The 19,393-nt window shown below is 58.7% G+C and carries 17 protein-coding genes and 2 pseudogenes; 13 read left to right on the forward strand and 6 right to left on the reverse strand.

Annotation, left to right across the window (positions count from 1 at the left end):
* Window positions 1-69 precede the first annotated feature (69 nt).
* On the reverse strand, window positions 70-636 hold the full coding sequence (locus KGB29_RS15365) for a nucleotidyltransferase family protein (protein WP_174245514.1): 567 nt from the start codon (window positions 634-636) through the stop codon (window positions 70-72).
* Between the two features lie 229 nt (window positions 637-865).
* Between KGB29_RS15365 and KGB29_RS15370 the strand changes: the two genes are divergently transcribed.
* The 9 genes and pseudogenes from KGB29_RS15370 to KGB29_RS15405 all read left to right on the forward strand — a co-directional run bounded on the left by KGB29_RS15370 (window position 866) and on the right by KGB29_RS15405 (window position 7,505).
* The gene (locus KGB29_RS15370; protein WP_057714870.1) at window positions 866-2,203 is read left to right on the forward strand and encodes an MFS transporter; all 1,338 of its coding nucleotides are present in this window, start codon (window positions 866-868) and stop codon (window positions 2,201-2,203) included.
* Between the two features lie 114 nt (window positions 2,204-2,317).
* The gene (locus tag KGB29_RS15375; RefSeq protein WP_150813175.1) at window positions 2,318-2,854 is read left to right on the forward strand and encodes an AAA family ATPase; all 537 of its coding nucleotides are present in this window, start codon (window positions 2,318-2,320) and stop codon (window positions 2,852-2,854) included.
* Window positions 2,855-3,069: 215 nt separating this feature from the next.
* Window positions 3,070-3,378: pseudogene (locus KGB29_RS28905) on the forward strand (PAS domain-containing protein); the annotation flags it as partial.
* A 282-nt stretch (window positions 3,379-3,660) separates the two neighbouring features.
* Window positions 3,661-4,635 (forward strand): annotated as a pseudogene (locus KGB29_RS28910) (methyl-accepting chemotaxis protein); the annotation flags it as partial.
* Window positions 4,636-4,804: 169 nt separating this feature from the next.
* Window positions 4,805-5,140 (forward strand): hypothetical protein, encoded by a 336-nt coding sequence (locus KGB29_RS15385; RefSeq protein ID WP_150813177.1) that lies wholly within the window; start codon window positions 4,805-4,807, stop codon window positions 5,138-5,140.
* A 312-nt stretch (window positions 5,141-5,452) separates the two neighbouring features.
* Window positions 5,453-5,731: a DUF2790 domain-containing protein gene (locus KGB29_RS15390; protein WP_102669614.1), complete on the forward strand. Its 279-nt coding sequence runs from the start codon at window positions 5,453-5,455 to the stop codon at window positions 5,729-5,731.
* Window positions 5,732-6,008: 277 nt separating this feature from the next.
* Entirely contained in the window at window positions 6,009-6,662 is a 654-nt protein-coding gene (locus KGB29_RS15395; RefSeq protein WP_150813178.1) for a hypothetical protein, read from the forward strand.
* A gap of 73 nt (window positions 6,663-6,735) precedes the next feature.
* On the forward strand, window positions 6,736-6,942 hold the full coding sequence (locus KGB29_RS15400) for a co-regulatory protein PtrA N-terminal domain-containing protein (RefSeq protein ID WP_057714876.1): 207 nt from the start codon (window positions 6,736-6,738) through the stop codon (window positions 6,940-6,942).
* A gap of 110 nt (window positions 6,943-7,052) precedes the next feature.
* Window positions 7,053-7,505, forward strand: a complete 453-nt coding sequence (locus KGB29_RS15405) for a thiol-disulfide oxidoreductase DCC family protein (RefSeq protein ID WP_150813180.1) — start codon at window positions 7,053-7,055, stop codon at window positions 7,503-7,505.
* A 114-nt stretch (window positions 7,506-7,619) separates the two neighbouring features.
* Here KGB29_RS15405 and KGB29_RS15410 read toward each other — a convergent pair whose 3' ends face one another.
* Window positions 7,620-9,743, reverse strand: a complete 2,124-nt coding sequence (locus KGB29_RS15410) for a TonB-dependent receptor (RefSeq protein ID WP_150813181.1) — start codon at window positions 9,741-9,743, stop codon at window positions 7,620-7,622.
* Between the two features lie 267 nt (window positions 9,744-10,010).
* Here KGB29_RS15410 and KGB29_RS15415 point away from each other — a divergent pair, with 267 nt between their 5' ends.
* From KGB29_RS15415 to KGB29_RS15425, 3 genes are all read left to right on the forward strand, one after another.
* Window positions 10,011-11,519 carry a PLP-dependent aminotransferase family protein gene (locus KGB29_RS15415; RefSeq protein ID WP_057714879.1) on the forward strand — a complete coding sequence of 503 codons (1,509 nt, stop codon included), beginning with the start codon at window positions 10,011-10,013 and terminating at the stop codon, window positions 11,517-11,519.
* A gap of 112 nt (window positions 11,520-11,631) precedes the next feature.
* Window positions 11,632-12,702 (forward strand): sugar phosphate isomerase/epimerase family protein, encoded by a 1,071-nt coding sequence (locus tag KGB29_RS15420; RefSeq protein ID WP_150813182.1) that lies wholly within the window; start codon window positions 11,632-11,634, stop codon window positions 12,700-12,702.
* A gap of 51 nt (window positions 12,703-12,753) precedes the next feature.
* Window positions 12,754-14,019 (forward strand): MFS transporter, encoded by a 1,266-nt coding sequence (locus KGB29_RS15425; protein WP_150813183.1) that lies wholly within the window; start codon window positions 12,754-12,756, stop codon window positions 14,017-14,019.
* 66 nt (window positions 14,020-14,085) lie between these two features.
* Here the strand turns inward: KGB29_RS15425 and KGB29_RS15430 are convergent, their stop codons facing one another.
* Window positions 14,086-15,876 carry an acyl-CoA dehydrogenase C-terminal domain-containing protein gene (locus KGB29_RS15430; protein WP_150813184.1) on the reverse strand — a complete coding sequence of 597 codons (1,791 nt, stop codon included), beginning with the start codon at window positions 15,874-15,876 and terminating at the stop codon, window positions 14,086-14,088.
* Between the two features lie 82 nt (window positions 15,877-15,958).
* Between KGB29_RS15430 and KGB29_RS15435 the strand changes: the two genes are divergently transcribed.
* Complete coding sequence (locus KGB29_RS15435) at window positions 15,959-16,876, forward strand: LysR family transcriptional regulator (RefSeq protein WP_150813185.1); 918 nt, start codon at window positions 15,959-15,961, stop codon at window positions 16,874-16,876.
* Between the two features lie 91 nt (window positions 16,877-16,967).
* On the opposite strand, the gene KGB29_RS15440 is transcribed toward KGB29_RS15435, so the two are convergent.
* From KGB29_RS15440 to KGB29_RS15450, 3 genes are all read right to left on the reverse strand, one after another.
* A complete protein-coding gene (locus KGB29_RS15440) occupies window positions 16,968-18,335 on the reverse strand; it encodes an ATP-binding protein (RefSeq protein ID WP_150813186.1) in 1,368 nt (455 codons plus the stop codon).
* Window positions 18,332-18,994 carry a response regulator gene (locus tag KGB29_RS15445; RefSeq protein WP_057714885.1) on the reverse strand — a complete coding sequence of 221 codons (663 nt, stop codon included), beginning with the start codon at window positions 18,992-18,994 and terminating at the stop codon, window positions 18,332-18,334. The genes KGB29_RS15440 and KGB29_RS15445 overlap by 4 nt, the downstream gene beginning before the upstream one ends.
* Window positions 18,995-19,005: 11 nt before the next feature.
* The coding region (locus KGB29_RS15450; protein ID WP_223518295.1) for a tetratricopeptide repeat protein at window positions 19,006-19,393 on the reverse strand (388 nt) is incomplete at its 5' end.

Here is a 19,393-nt window from a genome sequence, read left to right on the forward strand (position 1 = left end):
CGGTATCGAATGTCCGTTAGGCGGGCGTTTGCAGCCCGATGCGACCGGCAGCAATCGGCTCCCCTCGATTCAACATTGCTGTTCCACGATCCTGAGCCAGGGCCAGCGAGCCTGATAACTTCTCGCCTTCTGATCGAACAGCTCTGGCTTGAGATTCTTTGGGTTGATTCGAAGTAGGCCGTGCTCGGTGTCGGCCAGACCGTTGGGTGCATAGACCTCACCCGTTTCGATATCCAGACCAATGCAGGTGCCGGCAATCAGGTAGCGGTCAATTCCGTCTTTAGCCGACTGAAGCCTTGGATAATCCCCGCCAAAGCGCTGGCGGTACCACAGGTGGACGCGGGCCTGATTCTTGATCTCAATGTTCACGTCGAGGTCCTGGAACAGACGCTGACCTGATTCGATGACCTCATTCTCAGCTTCCCATGACAGGTCATCATCGAAGTAAAAGACGTCGTAATCCTTCACGCCCCACTCTGGCGGTCGCTGTGCCTGTTGATTCCAGACGGCCTGGAACAAACAACCGGCCGTGAGCATGCACTGGTTCAAACCGAGCTCCGGCAAACGAGCGGAAATTTCTGCGTTTACCGGATTGGTCATTGCGATCCTGACCAGGCTTTCGACAGTCAATGTCATCTTCATCCCTTCTGATTGATCTAATCCCGGCCGCCGACAATACCCTCAACGCTGTTCAAATTTGCAAAAAAAGTCGCCCTTTTTTCTCTCTCGGCCAATCTGGCGCGAATCATGCCTGATTCAATGGCCTGAAGTCGGTACTGACTATGTGGGTGACACTTTTGAAGTGAACCACCTCAGTGCCTGCCCCGATAATCGATAGCTTACTGACGAACTGTCGAGGTCAAGCATGACGAACGCAACTACGGAACAAGTCAGCCCACAAACACTGAGAAGAGTGATTGTGGCTGCCGGCATCGGCAATTTCGTCGAGTGGTTCGACTTTGCCGTGTATGGCTTTCTGGCCACGACCATCGCCCAGCAATTCTTCCCCAGCGGCGATGCCAGTGCCGCGCTGCTCAAGACCTTTGCGGTATTCGCCGTGGCCTTTGCGTTTCGGCCCCTTGGAGGGATTTTCTTCGGCATGCTGGGCGACAGGATCGGCCGCAAGCGCACCCTCGCGATGACCATCCTGCTGATGGCCGGTGCCACGACCTTGATCGGCCTGCTGCCCACTTATGCGGCAATCGGGGTCATGGCGCCGATTCTTCTGTCCCTGATCCGTTGCGCCCAAGGCTTTTCCGCCGGGGGAGAATACGCAGGTGCCTGTGCCTACCTGATGGAACATGCGCCGAGTGACAAGCGCGCCTGGTACGGCAGCTTCATTCCGGTGTCGACATTTTCCGCCTTCGCCGCGGCCGCCGTGGTGGCCTACGCGCTCGAGGCGTCATTGTCGGCCGAAGCCATGGGAAGCTGGGGTTGGCGCCTGCCGTTCCTGATTGCCGCACCCCTGGGCCTGGTGGGTCTTTACCTGCGCTGGAAGCTCGATGAGACACCGGCATTCCAGGCGGTGACTCAGGAACATGCTGTCGCACATTCTCCACTCAAGGAAACCTTGCGCAACCATGGTGCGGCGATCTGTTGCCTGGGCGCTTTTGTGTCACTCACGGCACTTTCGTTTTATATGTTCACCACCTACTTCGCGACCTACCTGCAAGTGGCCGGTGGCCTGAGTCGTGCAACAGCGTTGCTGGTGTCACTGATTGCATTGCTGTTCGCTGCGGCGATCTGCCCGTTGGCCGGGCTGTATTCGGACCGGGTCGGGCGTCGAGTCACGGTGATGACCGCATGCGCGCTGTTGATCGTGGTCGTGTATCCATCGTTCCTGATGGCCAGTTCCGGTTCGTTCGCCGCGTCCATCGTCGGCGTCATGCTCCTGGCGATTGGCGCGGTGTTGTGTGGCGTGGTAACCGCAGCCTTGCTCTCGGAAACCTTCCCTACCCGCACTCGGTATACCGCCTCGGCGATCACCTACAACATGGCGTACACCCTTTTCGGCGGCACCGCGCCGCTGGTGGCAACGTGGCTGATCAGCACCACCGGCAGCAACCTGTCGCCGGCGTTCTACCTGATTGCGATTGCGTTGCTCGCATTGGCGGGCGGGCTGGCATTACCGGAGACTTCAAGGATTTCCCTGCATGATGTTGCGGCGCAGGAGAAAGCCGAGGGCGTGGGCGCATCCGCCTGAAAACACGAAACGAGCCGGCCAGGCGTCACGTGAGCTAGGTTTCCTTCAGCGGCCGTTGACTGGCCGTCAAAACCCCGCACAATTGCCGGCTTTTTTCGCGACAGGACGTCACTCATGCAACGGATTGTAATTCTAGGCAATGCCGGTAGCGGCAAATCCACCCTCGCCCGCGCCCTTGGCAAGCGTCTGGGCCTGCCCGTGGTGCACCTCGACACCTTGTTCTGGGAGCCCGGCTGGATAGAACCCGACGCGGAGCAATTCCGCGCGCGGGTCAGCGCCGCGATCGCAGCGGATACCTGGATTTGTGAAGGCAACTATGCCCGGCGCACCTTTGACCTTCGCCTGCCCCGGGCCGACCTGATCATCTGGCTCGATACGCCGCGACTGACCTGCTTCGCCCGAGTGATCATGCGCAGCGTCAGCAAGCGCCCTCGCCTTGACCTTGCTGCCGGTTGCCCAGAGAAGCTCGACCGGGCGTTCCTGACCTTTCTGAACTTTGTGTGGAATTTCGATCAGGGTTATCGCCCCGGTATCGAGGCGGTGCGCCTGACCACAGGCCCGCGGATTCCTGTGGTGCATTTGTGCAATAGCCAGCAGATTGCCGCCTTTCTCCATGGTTTGCCCGCAATGCCAGGCACCTGCCCTGTATAGAGGGCGCATGATTTCACATTGATATCGCCGTTTTGTCATGAAATGAAAAGAAATTGTCGTCGAATGAATGGTCGATAGCCTCCCCCGTCCATAAATTTCTCTTCGGGCCCGCGCGTTGAATCCCGCGATCCGACGCCTGGCCCGGCTGGCGCAATGCCTGGGCGCATTTGTGATTTATATGCTCAACATAATAATAATCCGAGGGGTCGCATTGTATGCGTGTGAATTTACCCGTAACCGAGCATGAAAGAGTTTTCCCCACCGAACAGCGATTGATCTCCACGACCGATCTGGATAGCCGAATCACTTACTGCAACGACGCCTTTGTTGCCATCAGCGGTTTCACCTACGACGAACTGGTGGGTCAGACCCATAACCTGGTTCGACACCCCGATATGCCACCCGGGGTATTCGTGCATATGTGGCACACCATCAAGCAAGGCAAACCCTGGATGGGTATTGTGAAAAACCGCTCGAAGAATGGTGATTTCTATTGGGTCAGTGCCTACGTCACGCCCATCTATGAAAACGGACGCATGAGTGGCTACGAGTCGGTCCGCTCGGTGCCCAGCCGCGACCAGGTCCGCCGGGCATCAGCGCTCTATTCCAGGATGCGGGCCGGCAAGCCGATCGTTGCGCGCAGCGCGCGGATTTTCCGGCCACTGCGACAGGGGTGGCCATTATTGATGGCTGGCGGGGTTTCACTGCTGGGTAGTCAGTGGCTATCGACAACCGCGGCACAAGGGGTCCTGATCGCGAGCCTTGGCGTTGCCTGGTACCTGATCGAGTCCCGAAATCGCAAGGCCATCGAGCGTACCCTGGCCGAACATCCGAAAGCCTTTTCCGATCCGTTGGTCGCCCTCACCTACAGCGATAACCACGGCCCCCAGGGGCAACTGGACATGGCCATGGTCAGTGAGGAAGCGCGCCTGCAGACAGCCCTGAGCCGGCTCGTCGATGCCGGGGTCAATGTCAAGGCCAAGGCGGCGCAATCATCCGAGCTCTCAGGTTCCCAGGCACAGTCGCTTGATCGTCAGCGCAGTGAAACCGATCAGTCTGCAGCGGCCATTTCACAGATGGCCGCCACCATTCAGGAAGTCACGCAGAACGTCATCAGCACCGCACATGCCGCGTCGGAGGCTGACCAGTTGACCCGTGACGGTAGTGAGTTGGCCCGGCAAAGCCTGAGCGCCATGAAAACCATGCATGAGGCGGTCAACGAGATTGGCCAGGCGGTCGATGCATTGGCGAGCGAAACGCAATCGATCGGCAGTGTCGTGGATGTCATCACCTCCATTGCCGAACAGACCAACCTGCTGGCGCTCAATGCGGCCATCGAGGCGGCCCGGGCAGGTGAGCAAGGTCGCGGTTTTGCCGTGGTTGCCGACGAGGTGCGCTCCCTTGCACAACGCACCCGCACCTCCACCGAACAGATCCACGGCATCATCGCTTCACTGTATGCCGGTGCCGATCGCGCCGTATCAACGGCCAATCGTGGCGAGCAGATTTCCCGCGAAAGCATGCAAAGTGTCGAGGCGGTGCAGTCGGCGTTGGTCGGCATCAGCCAGGCCGTCACCCGGATAACCGGCATGAGCCAGCAGATGGCCTCGGCGTCTGAAGAACAAAGTCACGTGGCTGAAGATATCAATCAGCAGATCACCCGGATTGCCCAACTGTGCGACCACAGTGCCGGGCAGGCCAAGCAAGGCGCGGCGATCAGCCAGGATCTGGAAGTAATGGCCGATTATCTGCACAGCCTGGCCGAACGTTTCAGCCGATAGCCATCAGTGCCTGTTGACCATCTTGCATCCGGACAACAGGCAGCCTCAGTGGAAAACAGCGACGCGTCCCTCAACGCCCCCAGTCCCAATGATAGAATCCTGTTTTGAAAAAGGAGTTTCATCTGTGGAGGCTGGAAAAATGAGTTGCCCATATTGCGCGGAAGTCATCATGGCTGAAGCCATTCTATGCAAGCACTGCCAATCCGACCTCAGGCAGAAAATACAAATCCCGCCTGGGCGGCCACTACCGTCAGTAAAGAGAATGGTCCCTGTCGGCAAGGTCCTCATCGGAGCCATTATCGCCATCACCTTGTACCTGGCTTTCGGCTCTTCTGTCAGTAACAGGTCGCAAGACAAGGAAATGATACAGGCCCGAGATGCCGTCGAACTATGCCGCCAGGAAGTAAACAGCTACTCCGGCCCTGCAGTCGGGAAAAGCATCATCGTAGAAACTTGTCAGAAGCTTGAAGACGAATTCCGTAAGGGTTTTGGCGACGCACTATAGGAAAAACCGATTACGAAGCCCGCCATTGAGCGGGCTTTTTTGCCTTTGGCATCAGGCAGCAAATCACTGATTCACCCTGCATGAAAATCCATCATGACATGTTATGACATCGTTCAAAAACGGACTTTGGTCAACAAATACGGGGTTAAAAGGACGAATGGTCGAGAGGCGTCAAGCGTGGGGAATTGCCGGGAGTTTGCAGCCACTACAGGCTTTTCAGGCAGGCACGTTCGTCGCGGTAAGGTGAACTTCACTTACTCAACGTGTCACATTAGGTCCCCGTCAAGCGAACTTCAGTGGAGGTATAGCCTTATGAGCATGGCCACAATTGTCAGTGCCGTGATTTCCAGTCTCGCACCCAGTGTCTTTGACCAGAACAACCTGCAAGAACCCGGCGCACATGTTTCAGCCGTCGATTACCACTACGGTATGGACATCGATGTGAAACAGGTACTGCAGCGCACCGATACATCCGACAAGACCGGCGTAGTACCAGTGACTGTGGTCTACCTGGACAGCCAGGGTGAGCTTCACAAGATCCGTTTCCTCGAATGGGGTGCAAGCCCTGCCAGCCCCACCAGCATTGCCTGATCCGCTCGTCGATCGGATTCCGGGCCTCACCGCCCCCCAGAAGCGGAAGTTAAACCTCCCATGCACTCAGTGCGATTGAGGTTTTTTGTTACTTGAAAATGGACATGATCGAATGACTAAAAAGCTCATTCGAGAAACTCACTTTTATCTTGGTGGCTTAATGTCGCAAGATTAATTGATAACAATTGCTGGATCTAAATGGCAGTCAGCAACGGTAAATTCCAATCAAGCCGTGCATAGAGCCAAGTTGATTCACTATTGAAACCAAGAGGTCACCATGGAACTTAGTATGTTCTCTTCGTCCACCGTGGAATACGTGCGTTTAGGCGTTGTATATTTTCATCTTATCGCCTGCTGTGTGGCAATCGGGCTGGTCTTGACCAGTGACATTGCAATGGTCAAGCAACTCCTGAAGGGAGATGCGTCAGGCCACCACGATGACGCGCACATGGAAAGCCTTCAAAAAACCGTAGTGCTTGCACTTGTAGCGCTCTGGATTACGGGCATTGGTATTGTCGGGATCGATTATGCCGGCAAGGGGATGGAATATTTCCTCAATCCAAAATTGCAAGCCAAAATCGGCATAGTTGTGCTGTTGACCTTTAACGGTTTCCTGTTGCATAGCGCGGTATTGCCAGCGCTGAAAAAAGCCGGTTCGTTACTCAAACTCTCCTTCAGCTTGCGCATGCTGGCGCTGTTCTCCGGCGCCCTCTCTGGCGTGTCGTGGTTCTATGCCGCCATGCTGGGTGTTGGTCGTCCGCTGGCCTGGAAGTATTCGCTGGTGGAGTTGCTGGCAGCCTATCCGGTACTCATCGTCGGTGGTTTCGGAGCGATGGTACTGCTCACTATCTGGGCAAAAAGCAGAGACACCGAAGCACGTAGGGACCAAGGCACCTGGTCACCAGGAAACGCCGCCCTGGCTGGATGGTGAGACAAGGAAGTTCAGCTTTCGCCAATAAAACCCATTTTTAGCAGTTCGTAAAATGTCACTTGAGGATACCCAAATGAAATCCATGAAAGCCCTTTTCGTAATCGCCGCTCTGACCGCTTCTTCTCTGGCGATGGCCACAGGTGGTGGTGACAAGACGTTCAATCGCATGGAGTCGGCCCGGAAAGTCTCGATGGAGGCCTTCCAGGTTGCACAGAAACAGAAGGCTGAAGCCGCTGTCGCTGAAAGCAAAGCCAAGGCTGCCAATCACACCAACAGCTGATCGATGTAGCCTGCCCCCCGGCTGACAGAAATGTGCAGCCTCAAGCCTCGCCAGCAGCACCCAAGGTGCTGCTGGCGCCGGTTTAACCGAGATCCCTTGGACCCACGCCTATGCCAGCCTCGCAAACCCGCCCCTCACCCGCGCCGTTGCTCAAACCGGGAGAGACAGTGGTTTTGTTCGACGGTGTCTGCAAGCTATGCAATGGCTGGGTGAGATTCTTGATTCGCCATGACCGCCAGCGTCGCGTGCGGTTGGCGGCGGTTCAGTCACCCGAGGGGCAGGCTCTGCTCGCATGGGCAGGTTTGCCCCTGGATCAGTTCCACACCATGGCGGTGATCCGCGACCGGCACTACTGGGAGCGTTCGCAAGCATATTTCGAAGTCATTGCCCAGTTACCCGCACGCTGGCACCCCGTGCTTCTGTTGCGCATCTTTCCTCGCAAGCTTCTGGATTGGGCATACGACCGCATTGCGCTTAATCGTTATCGGCTCTTCGGGAAATACGACACATGCCTGTTGCCGGATCCTGATCATGAAAGGCGCTTTTTGAAAGCGCCCCTATGAACGGCTTCACGCGCATTAACCGGAACGCCCCTGAGTAACCGGCTATCGCTTCAGGAGACAATCCCCTCAAACAAACGCCCGACAATGCCGGGCGCCTGTTCTTCAGGTCTGTACTCAGAAGCGATAGTTGGTGCTCAGTTCCAGCGTCCGTGGGGCACCCGGTGTGATCAGATCCACTGAGCCATGCGCCGAAGCGTAATAGTCCTTGTCGAAAACGTTGCGCAGACGCAGGGCCATGTCCCATTTCGGCTCGTTGTACAGCAGCGCGGCGTCCACGGTTGTGTAAGCCGGCATGACCACATTGTTATCCAGCGCGGTATAGCGATCATCGACATAGTTGGCCCCCATGCCCACACGCCAGGTTTGCGTCAGTGAACGCACCAACCACAGGTTGGCGCTGTGGCGCGGCGTCAGAGTGGGCACCTGCCCTTCGTTGGCGACCCCGTTGGTAAAGCTGTTGGACTTGGTGATTTCGGCATCCAGAAAGGCGTAACCGGCATAGACCTGCCATTTGTCACTCAACTGCCCGCTGGCTGTCAGCTCAAGACCGTCGGTGCGCTGCTCACCCGCAAGCACCAGTTTGGTCGGGTTCGCCGGATCGCTGGTTTTCATATTGGTGCGTTCCAGACGGAACAGCGCCGCGGTCAACGCCAGGCGATTGTCGAGCAGGTCCCACTTGCCGCCGATCTCGAAGTTGGTGGTTTCCTCTGGTTCAAGATCCTGGTTCGTCGTGCTCAGGGCGAACATCTCGGCGGAGGGTTGGTAGGAGCGGCTCACCGAGACGTAATAGGACTGCACTTGATCAGGCTGGTAGACCAGACCGACTCGCGGACTCCAGGTCGTATCGGTGCGGGACAGCTCGCTTTGCGTCAGGTCATCGGCGTACTCCTGGTCGAACACGTCGTAACGCACACCCAGCAGTGCCTTCCACTCTGGCGCCAGTTCGATCAGGTCCTGTACGTAGAAGCCGGCGGTGTCCTGGGTGTTGGTACCCTTGGCGGTTTGCCGGTTGGCCTGGAACGGCACGTCGACCAAGGCATCGCGGTACACCGGCACCCGGGCCACATTGGATTGGCTGAATACGGACTGGTCCTTCACCTGGCGCCCCAGCTCCACACCATAGAGCAGGTTATGGTTCATCCCGGCAAGCACGGCGCGCTGCTTGAGTTCGGTCTGGTTGAACCACCCGTCCTCCTTGCGCTGCACGTTGCCGCGGTTGAGTTTTACCAGCAGTTCACCATTGGGAGCAGTGACGAAACGTGTCGGGCTGGAGTCAGCGAGTGTGTTGTTGCGATCCAGGTCGTAGTGGTAGTAACGACTGGTATTGCTCAGGCTGAAATCGTCGTTGATCCGGTAGTCGACACCCGCCGTGAACGAGAACACTTCGCTGCGGGTGTAGTCATCATCCGGGTCGGCGGCACCGAAGCGCTTGTCGCGGTCCACATCGACCGGTCGGTCGCCTCGTGCCGGGATGCCGAAGTCAATCAGGCGCTTGTCATACAGATAGGTAGCACCCAGGTCCAGTTCCAGATCATCCGAGAGCTTGAAGTAGGCCGAAGGCGCGATGGCCTTGCGGTCGGTGTAGCCGTCATCCCGGAAGGTGTCACTGTTCTCCAGCGCGCCTGTCACACGAAAGGCTTTATTGCCTTGCTGCCGATCGGCCCAACCGGCATCGAACTGAGTGCGTTTTTCGCCCTCGCTGTCGACACTGACGCCGACCTCCTGCTTGGGTGCGAAGTTGGGTGTCTTGCTGATGCTGTTGATCAGCCCCCCCGAAGAGCCTCGGCCATAGAGCACCGCAGCCGGCCCCTTGATCACTTCCACCCGCTCGACGTTGGACAGATCCCGGAAGTACAGCGCATCGTCGCGAATGCCGTCGACATACATGTCGCCAATGGCACTGAAACCACGGATGGTGACCTGATCGCGCTGACCGTCACCATTGGACAGGCCGATACCAGGGACGTTCTTCAGCACGTCCTCCATCGACCGCGCCCCCTGATCCTTGATGACGCTTTGGGGAATCACATTGACGGTTTGCGGGATATCTCGCAGAGGGGCGTCGATCTTCAGCGCGCTCCTGCTCTCGGTCGACATGTAGCTCTGCTCGCTGTACTCACTGTTCACAGCGGTTGCCGGTAGGGTTAGAGCAGACTCCGTTTCTGCCTGTAATTCAGGTACAACCAGAACACCCAGCAACGACAGAGAGGCTGGGTAAATGCGCGATCGAGCCACCATGGACACCTTTGTTTGAATTATCGCGCGAATAATAACGATTATCTTTTGTAAGTAAATACATATCATTCCTATATGCAACTCAGAACGATCGTCTCAATTTCATGGGCGGTCGACAGAAGCGTTAGTGCAATGCCGTACTCGGCAGCCATATTATTGAGACGCTGACGCTGTGGTGGATGACTTATCCAGCCCCCCTCGATACCCTTTCGCCCCCGGGTGCCTGACGCCAATTCAGGTCAAACCACACTTCATCCAGACGAACCAAAAATGAAATCCTCCGCAGGTTTGCTGTTGTCGGGTATCGAGCTGGACCGTGCCAGTTCCATCCCCTTGTACCGCCAACTCTACTTGCAGATTCGCAAACAGATCCTCAGTGGCAGGATTCAGGGAGGCGTGCGCCTGCCCTCCACCCGGACCCTGAGCAAGGAACTGCAGCTGTCGCGAATCAGCATTCTCAATGCGTTCGATCAACTGATTGCCGAAGGTTTTCTGACGTCGAGGACCGGGGCCGGGACCTATGTCGGCCATGAATGGGAAAGCCGCGGTATTGAAGACGATGAACACAAGCGCCAGCCCCCTCGCCTGTCCGACTTGAGCCAGTCCATGCTGTCGTTGCGCAGCGATCATTTTCGCGGCGTTTCCTATGCCGACTGGGCGACCGGCAGCCCGACCTCGTTCCTGCCCAGCCACAGCGCCTACGATGCATTCCCGCAATCGGTCTGGAAGCGGCTGTTGAACCGTCACCTGCACAAGCCGACCAAGGCCATGCTCGGTTATGGCGAACTGCAGGGATTGCTGGCCCTGCGCGAGGCGATTGCCGAGTACGTCTTCGATGCCCGTGGCATCGATTGCACTGCCGATCAGGTGGTCATCGTGTCCGGCGCCCAGCAAGCCTTCAACCTGCTGGGCATGCTGTTGCTCAATCCGCAGGACAGTTTCTGGATGGAAGATCCGGGGCATATCGCGGCGCGAATTGCGCTCCAGGCCCAAGGTGGTCAGGTCGTGCCGTTGCGTATCGACGAACAGGGGATCGATGTCCGGCAAGGCCTGGCTTTGTGTCCTGACGCCCGCCTGGTGTTTACCACACCTTCCCGTCAGCATCCCTTGGGCGTCACCATGAGTTATGGGCGACGCCAGGAACTCATCGACTGGGCCGCCCAGAATCAAAGCTGGATCATCGAGGACGACTGCGACAGTGAATTTCGCTACAACGGTCGCCCCCTGCCGGCACTCTATGCCATGGACCAATGGGCCCGGGTCATCTACGCCGGAACCTTCAGCAAAGTGCTCTTTCCCTCGCTGCGACTGGGTTACGTGATACTGCCGAACGCCTTGATCGAACCCTTCTGCACCCTGCGGGCGGTCATGGATCGCAGCCCGCCCACGCTGCTACAGGCCGCCACGGCGGACTTCATGCGCGAAGGCCACTTTCTCGGCCATATCCGTCGAATGCGCGCCCTGTACCAGGCTCGACAGCAGGCACTGGTCGAACAACTGCAGAAACGGCTGGGCTCTTTCTTCAGGATCACGCCAGTGGAAGCCGGCATGCACCTGATCGCCTGGTTACCCGCGCATCTCGATGACGACGCCCTGGCCAGGGAACTCGGCCAGCATGACATTCATACCTATCCCCTGAGTGACTACTGCGTCGAACATGTCTTGCCACCGGCGCTGTTGATCGGCTTTGCCAGCACCCCCGAGGACCAGGCCCAGGCGCGCGTCGAAGCACTGGCCCAGGCCCTGGACAAAATGGGCTACCTGCAACCGGCCACTTGACCCAAGGCAAGTGGTCTTATGATTTAACTGATAATGGATCTATCGAGAGTTCCTGACTGGCGCGATAAAGGCTGCGCCGGTAGACCCGGTGTCTGAACCAGGAACGACTCGAATGAACAATAAGATCCAGGAACGATTCAACGCCTTGCTCAGCCATAAGGCTGTCGAGGCCGGAACTCCCCCCGTACTGACTGAGGCACTGGCCCGCCGGTTGCTCGACCGACTGGCACAGTTGCGCCTGTTTGCCCATGCCTACCCCTTGCTGACCAACCTGACCCACGGCCGTGTCACCCCTGGCGACCTGCTGGACTTCGCCTATCGCCACGAACTGCAGGGCCTGAGCCTGCACCTGCTCGACGGTGAGGAAAACAGCCTCAGTCAAATGACAACCGCGCAGCTTCTGGCGTTCGCTGCCAAGGCCAATGCGCTGGGGCTGGATGTGCATCTGGAAATCAGCAGCACGCTGAAAAAAGATGTCGATCAAGTGATCGCCATTGCCAAGACGCTGGGCACCCGCAACATCCGTGTCTACTCACGCTACGAAGGGGCGTTGTCCCGGGTCATGGACGTGATCGAGTCAGACCTGCACTACCTCGCGCAACAGGCAGACGAGCACGACCTGTTCTTCGACTTCGAACAGCATGAAGAACTCAAGAGCGCCGAAATCGCGCAACTGCTGAACCGGCTGAACCACCCTCGCCTGCACGCGCTGTTCGACTTCGGCAACATGATCAATGCCTGTGAGCAGCCCCTGGCGGCACTGCGCACCCTGGCGCCGCACATACGCCAGACCCACCTCAAGGGTGTGCGCATCGTGCCTGAACAAAACGGCTTCGGGCATTACGGCGTGCTGCAAGGCTGTGACGAAGACGACCTGCCCAACGCACGCATGTTGTTCGAATTGCTGATGCTCGGCGAATCATCCCCGCAAGTGATCGCCTTCATTCTGGAGCAGGAAAACCACTACGTCGCCCCGGCGTTCCGCCAGCTCGACGAAGTCGCCGACCCGTTCATTGCGTACCGGGAAATGAGCGAAACAGCGCTGCCGGAAGGCTTCTCGCTGGAGCGAATGCTGGCCGATGAGCACCGCTGGGCAAACAACCAGGTCGCCTACGTACGCGGTCTGCTGGCCGAGTTCCGAACCCTGGCCGAGTTGACCCTGGCCCATTGCGCTAACGCCTGAACCTGACGTGCCGACCGGCACTGCCTACCCAATAACGCCTGGAGAACAATAATGACATCCCAAGACAAGGCCAAATGGCTCAGATTCCTGATTCTCATCCTCGGTGGCGGCACCATCTACAAGCTGGCGAATCTCAAAGACGCCTTCTACATCCCCATGCAAGAATTCATGGGGCTGTCCCACACTGAAATCGGCGTGCTGCTGAGCGCCAACGCCATCATCGCCACTGCGCTGTTCGTGGTGGGCGGCATGCTTGCCGACCGGTACGACACGCGCAAGCTGATCCCCCTTGGCTTGATCGGTACCGGCGGCCTCGGGCTTTACCTGGCGACCTTCCCGCCCTTCAGCAATCTGCTGGTGGTGTTCTGCCTGCTGGCCGTGTGTGCCGACTGCCTCTTTTGGCCTTCGCTGCTCAAAGCCATCCGCAACCTTGGCGACGATAAGGAACAGGGTCGCCTGTTCGGCCTGCTCGAAGGCGGGCGTGGCGTCATCGATACCCTGGTCGCCTTCTCTGCGCTGGGCGTCTTCGTCGCCATGGGCTCCGGTGAAAACGGTCTGAAATCGGCGATCCTGTTCTACTCGGTCATCGACATTCTTGCCGGTACCCTGACCTGGCTGCTGCTCAAGAGCGGCAAAACTCAGTCGACCGCCAAGCCGAAGAACGGGTTGTCGAACCTGTTCGAGGCCATCAAGGTACCGGGCATCTGGCTGGTCAGCCTCAACGTGTTCATGGTCTACATCGTGTACTGCGGCCTGACCTATTTCATTCCCTACCTTAAGGAAATGTACGAGCTGCCCGTGGCCCTGGTGGGCGCCTACGGCATCATCAACCAGTACTTCCTCAAGATCCTGGGTGGCCCTGCCGGTGGCTTCATTGCCGACAAACAGTTCAAGAGTTCCAGCCGCTATCTGAAGTGGGCATTCCTGGCGTTGTTGCCGCTGATGGGTGTCATCATGCTCATCCCGAAAAGCCCGGATTTCATCTACGCAGGCATGGCGGCCACCCTCTCCTTCGCGCTGATTGTCTTTTCCATGCGCGGCGTGTTCTGGGCACCCATGGGTGAAGTCGGCATTCCCCAGCACATCACCGGTTCAGCCTTCGGAATCGGTTGCCTGATCGGCTATGCGCCGGGCATGTTCGCCTACGTCATCTATGGCGCCATCCTTGATCACTTCCCGGGTCAGCAGGGCTACAACTACGTGTTCTCGTTGATGAGCGTATTGGCCATTGTCGGGTTCATGGTGTCCAGCCTGCTGTATCAAGCGGTCCGCAAAAACGCCACGATCACTGGCAAAGTCAGCGCCGCGCAAGCCTGAACATAGACGGTGCATGCAGTGCGGCGGTAACCGGGGTCTCTCGGTTACCGCCGCACTGTGCTGCCATCAAAAGGCGAAATCGGCCTCGTCCATGGCCATCAGGCAATGGGCTCCGCCCCGCAGGCTTTCGCGGTGGCCACTGGCACGGGGCAGCACCCGGCGCCAGTAGAAATCCGCCGCTTGCAGCTTGGCCCGATAGAACCCGGGTTCGTCGGTACCAGCATCCAGTGCCGCTTGGGCACGCACAGCCGCCTGTAACCACAGCCCGCCCACCAGCACGTAAGCGCTGTACGCCAGGAAGTCCACCGACATGGCGCCGATTTCCTGCACATCACGCCGACACGCCTCGACCACCTCGGTACCCAGTTCACGCCACTCGGCGAGACGCTGCTGCATTGCCTCGGCCATTTGCCTCAGCGCTGCTTGCGAGCCGGCCGCGTTGACATGCACGGCCAGCTCATCGATCAAGGCGCCCAGTTCCGTTGCGCCGTCGCCCAGCACCTTGCGCCGCAGCAGATCCAGCGCCTGGATACCGTTGGTACCTTCGTATAGCTGAGTGATGCGGCTGTCACGCATCAACTGCTCCATACCCCACTCGCGGATGTAACCGTGGCCGCCGTACAACTGAACGCCCAGGCTGGCGACTTCCTGGCCGACGTCGGTAAAGAAGGCCTTGACGATCGGAATCAGCAGCGCTGCCCGACGACTCGCCTTCTGGCGAGCCTCGGGTTGTGGGTCGCCGTGTTCCAGATCCAGTTGCAGGGCGGTGTAGGCCGCGAGCAAGCGGCAGCCTTCGCTCAAGGTTTTTTGCGTCAGCAGCATGCGCCGAACATCGGGGTGCACGATGATCGGGTCGGCGCTCTTGTCCGGCGCCACCGGGCCGCTGATGGCCCGCGATTGCAGGCGCTCACGGGCATAAGCGAGGCCACCCTGGAAGGCGGCCTCGGCGATGCCCAGCCCCTGCAAACCAACCTGGAAGCGTGCATCGTTCATCATGGTGAACATACAGGCCAGCCCCTGATTCGCTTCACCGATCAACCAGCCTTGTGCGCCGTCGAAGTTCATCACGCAGGTAGACGCGCCCTTGATGCCCATCTTGTGTTCCAGTGCGCCACAGCTCAGCGAATTGCGCGGCCCCGGAGTTCCATCGGCAGCGGCAATGAACTTGGGAACCAGGAACAGGCTGATGCCCTTCACCCCGGCCGGTGCATCCGGCAAACGGGCAAGGACCAGATGAACGATGTTGGCGGTCAGGTCCTGCTCGCCACCACTGATGAAAATCTTGCTGCCGCTGACCTGATAGCTGCCGTCGGCTTGAGGTTGGGCACGGGTTCGCAGCAGGGCAAGGTCGGTACCGGCCTGGGGCTCGGTGAGGCACATGGTACCGGACCATTCACCGCTGACCATTTTCTCCAGGTAAGCCTGTTTGAGCGCCTCGCTGCCATGGCGATGCAGAGCCAGCACCGCGCCTTCGGTGAGGCCGGAATAAATGCGAAACGACAACGAGGCGGTCATCAGCATTTCGTGGAAGCTGGCCGAAATCAGCTGCGGGAAACCCTGGCCGGCGAACTCCAGCGGTCCTGTCATGCTCGCCCAGCCGTTATCAACGTACTGCCGGTAGGCGTCGCGAAATCCCTGGGGCGTTGTGACGTGGCCGTCGATCAATTGACAGCCCTGCTCGTCACTGTTGCGGTTCAGCGGCGAGACCACTTCGGCGGCGAAGCGGGCGGCTTCTTCGAGGACGCCGTCGATGGTTTCCCGGTCCAGCCCATTGTTCAACCGCGCGCAATGGCCGCTGACATCGAACAGTTCGTGCAGCACAAAACGCATGTCTCGCAGGGGAGCTTGATAATTCATGTCGGCCTCATGGGTTGGCGCAGCGGAAAAGATTGCCGCCACCCTAAGCAGGCGCCTACTATTTTTGAAATTTCATTTTTATATGCTTGGTATTTGTAATTTGAATTTAAAAAGCTTCGATCTGAATTTGCTCCGCGTCCTCGATATGCTGCTGCGCGAACAGAACGTGTCGCGAGCGGCCGAGCGCCTGGCCCTCAGCCAACCCACCGTCAGCAATGCCCTCGCCCGCCTGCGTTCATTGTTCGACGACCCCTTGCTGGTGCGGGTTGGCCGCCACATGCAACCCACCTCCCGGGCGCTGGCGCTTGAGGGGCCGATTCGCGCGGCCTTGCAACAGATCGAACAGACACTCAATGCCGGGGAAACCTTCGACCCACGCCTGAGCCAGCAACAGGTGCGCATCGCCCTGACCGACTTTGTCGAACAGCTGTGCATGCCGCCCTTGCTGGCACGCCTGGGAGAGCTGGCGCCAAACCTGCGTATCGACGTTGCTCACCTGGCCCCCAGTCTTCCTGCCGAGCTGCTGGATCGGGGTGAACTGGACATGGTTCTGGGACGCTTCGAAGAAGTGCCAGCGCGTTTCACCCGCCGGACCTGGCACAGCGAAACCCTGCGGCTGGCCGTGCGCAAGCAGCATCCGCTGGCACACGACACACTCACACTGGATGACTTTCTGGGGCTGCGCCATCTCTGGGTGAGTGGCGGCCAGTCGCGCGGCATGGTCGACCAATGGCTGGGCAAGCAAGGCCTGTCGCGCAAAATCGTCTACACCACGCCCAACTACCTGCAGGCGGCGCACCTGGTCGCCCATTCCGACTTGAGCGTCGTCCTGCCGACCCAATTGGCCAATCAATTCGCGCAGTTGCTACCGCTACAGGTGTTCGAACTGCCATTCGACGTCGGCTCGTTCCACCTCGAACTGGTGTATCTGGCGCAACGCCAACATGAGCCGGCGCTGGCGTGGCTGATCGAGCAAATCCTGGCGGTGCGGCTGGCTTGAACGGACGCCCGGCATAACGCCTTGCCTGAGCCAACGCCTGGGGTTTGCCGAAGTGATTTTTCGGTTGCGCCAGACAACACCAGGAACAACGTCAAGAGCGACGAATTTCCAACGTAGCGCGTAACCCTCCAGGGCTGCGGTTCTCCAGTTTGATCTGCCCGCCAAAGCGATCGGCAATGGCCTTGACGATAGTCAGCCCCAACCCTGCACCCTGATGATTTCCGCTGCTGTAGAAACGCTCGAAAAGCCGTTCACGATCCTGCTCATTGATGCCCGGCCCCTCATCTTCGACAGTCAGTTCGTAGCTATTTTCCTTTTCTACGAGCCTGACGGTGATCACTCCGTGCCGGGGAGAGAAATTCGCCGCATTGGTCACCAGGTTGTTCAAGGCAATATCGATCGCAGCGGGGTCGACTCTGGCAAGACTGATGTCGTCCCTGACATCAAAAACCAGCTCAAGCCCCTTGCTCAGTAGCCAGGGCGTCAACTGAACCAGGCTTTCGCGAACGGTGCTGGCCAGATCAATAGGCACAGGCGCTTTAGTCCCTGCTGTAGGTTCTATACGAGCCATCGTCAGCAATTGGTTAACCAGTCGGCTGGTACGGTCCACGCCGGCAATCAAGAATTCGAGCGATGCGCGACGATCCGCTTCACTCCCCGCCGCCATCAGGTTTTCAGCGTGGATCCTGAGCACGGCCAGTGGTGTACGCATTTCGTGGGCGGCGTCGGCGATAAAGCGTCGCTCGCGCCCCATGACGTCCTGAATTTGCGCGAGCATACGATTGAGGGCGGCCTGCATGGGCTCAAGCTCAGTGGGTAGCGGCGTCAATTGCAAGGGTTCGAGTGAACCGGGATGTCGGGCCCGCAGCGTTGCAGCCATATTGACCAGTGGCTTGAGTCCCCAGCCGATGGCCAGCCAGATCATGGCGGCCAGCAACAAGCTCCCCAGGATATTGGGCCACAGTGTGTGGCGTACGATGCGGTCCACCAAGTCCATTCGCACGTCGTCCCGTTCGCCCACCCAGATGCGCAGGTTGTTCTCCTTGTCTACAAGCAGGAAGGCACGCCAATGCCGGTTGTTCAGGTCGACTACATCGCTGAAACCTGGTGTGACCGCGGGTGTGCTGAAGGACGGAGAACTGGCCGTATGTACCAGCACTTCGTTCCTGGCGTTCCAGACCTGAAACGCAATTTTCGTTTCATACGGATGCCCCTCGCCCCCGGGCGTCGCCTCGTTCAGGGCCTGGTTGAAAGCCTTGTACAGATCCGCGTGTTCCTTGCTCACCATGGGCATACGCATGACGCCTTGTAGCAGGCGAGCGTTCTGGGCCAGATGGGCATCATAGACTTCGGCGATTTCGTGGTTGCTGTCGTGCAGATTCAACACACTGATCACGGCCAGGCCAGCGAGCATCAGGCCGATGATCAGGACCAGGGTCCGACGCCGGATAGAGCTCATCGACGCTCCTCCACCAAGTAGCCGATACCACGGACGGTGCGGATCAGATCGGTGGAGAACTTCTTGCGCAGGTGATGGATGTGCACTTCCAGGGTGTTGCTTTCGGCCTCCTCGTTCCAGCCGTACAGCAACTGCATCAAATGATCGCGAGTCATTACCCGACCCGGTGGCGAGAGCAGTTCGTGGAGCAACTGGTACTCCTTAGGTGTCAGGGCCACTGGCTCGCCTTTGTAGCTGACTTGCTGGGTGCCGGGGTTCAGGCTGATACCTGCGTGCTCGATCAGCGATTGTCCACGCCCGGCACTGCGACGAAGCAACGCACGTATGCGCGCCTTCAATTCTGCCAGGTCGAAAGGCTTGATCAGGTAGTCATCGGCGCCGGCATCCAGACCGGCGATACGGTCTTCGGTGGCATCGCGCGCGGTCAGGATCAACACCGGCAGATTGGAACCGCTGTCACGCAAGCGCCTGAGCACTTCGAGACCGTCCATGCGTGGCAGGCCAAGGTCGAGCACCGCCAGATCGAAGATTTCACTGCGCAGCGAGTGCAAGGCGCTGTTGCCGTCCTGCAACCAGTCGACGGTATAACCTTCCCGGCTGAGGGCCTGATGAATACCCTCGCCGAGCGCCACGTCATCCTCTATGAGTAATAAGCGCACAGGGTCTCCTGTCAGCCGAGTTTCTTGTTCACATCCACCAACAGCGTCTCGATCTCCTTGCGGCGCCCGGCGTCAGCGCTCTCGCGGCCAGGTCGAGGCGCAGCCTGCAAGGCTTTTTGCAGCGCTGCCCTGGCTTCAACATAACGCTTCTGACGGTAGAGGTGATCGCCCCAGAAGTACAGGCTGTCGATGCCGTTGGGGTTCATTTGCAATGCCAGCTTGAGCAACTGTTCGGCCTTGTCCGAATCGCCGAAACCGATGGGCCAGCCCGGTACGCGGTCATAGAGAGCCCCCAGACTGGTATAGGCTGAGCCTTGCAGGGCCTTGGGGTCCAGGGTCAAGGCTGTTTCCAGATCGGCTTTCGCATCCTTGACCTTGCTCAGCGCACCCAGCCCACCC

The sequence above is a fragment of the Pseudomonas sp. BF-B-30 genome, assembly GCF_019956305.1.
In the GTDB taxonomy this organism is placed as follows: domain Bacteria; phylum Pseudomonadota; class Gammaproteobacteria; order Pseudomonadales; family Pseudomonadaceae; genus Aquipseudomonas; species Aquipseudomonas jessenii.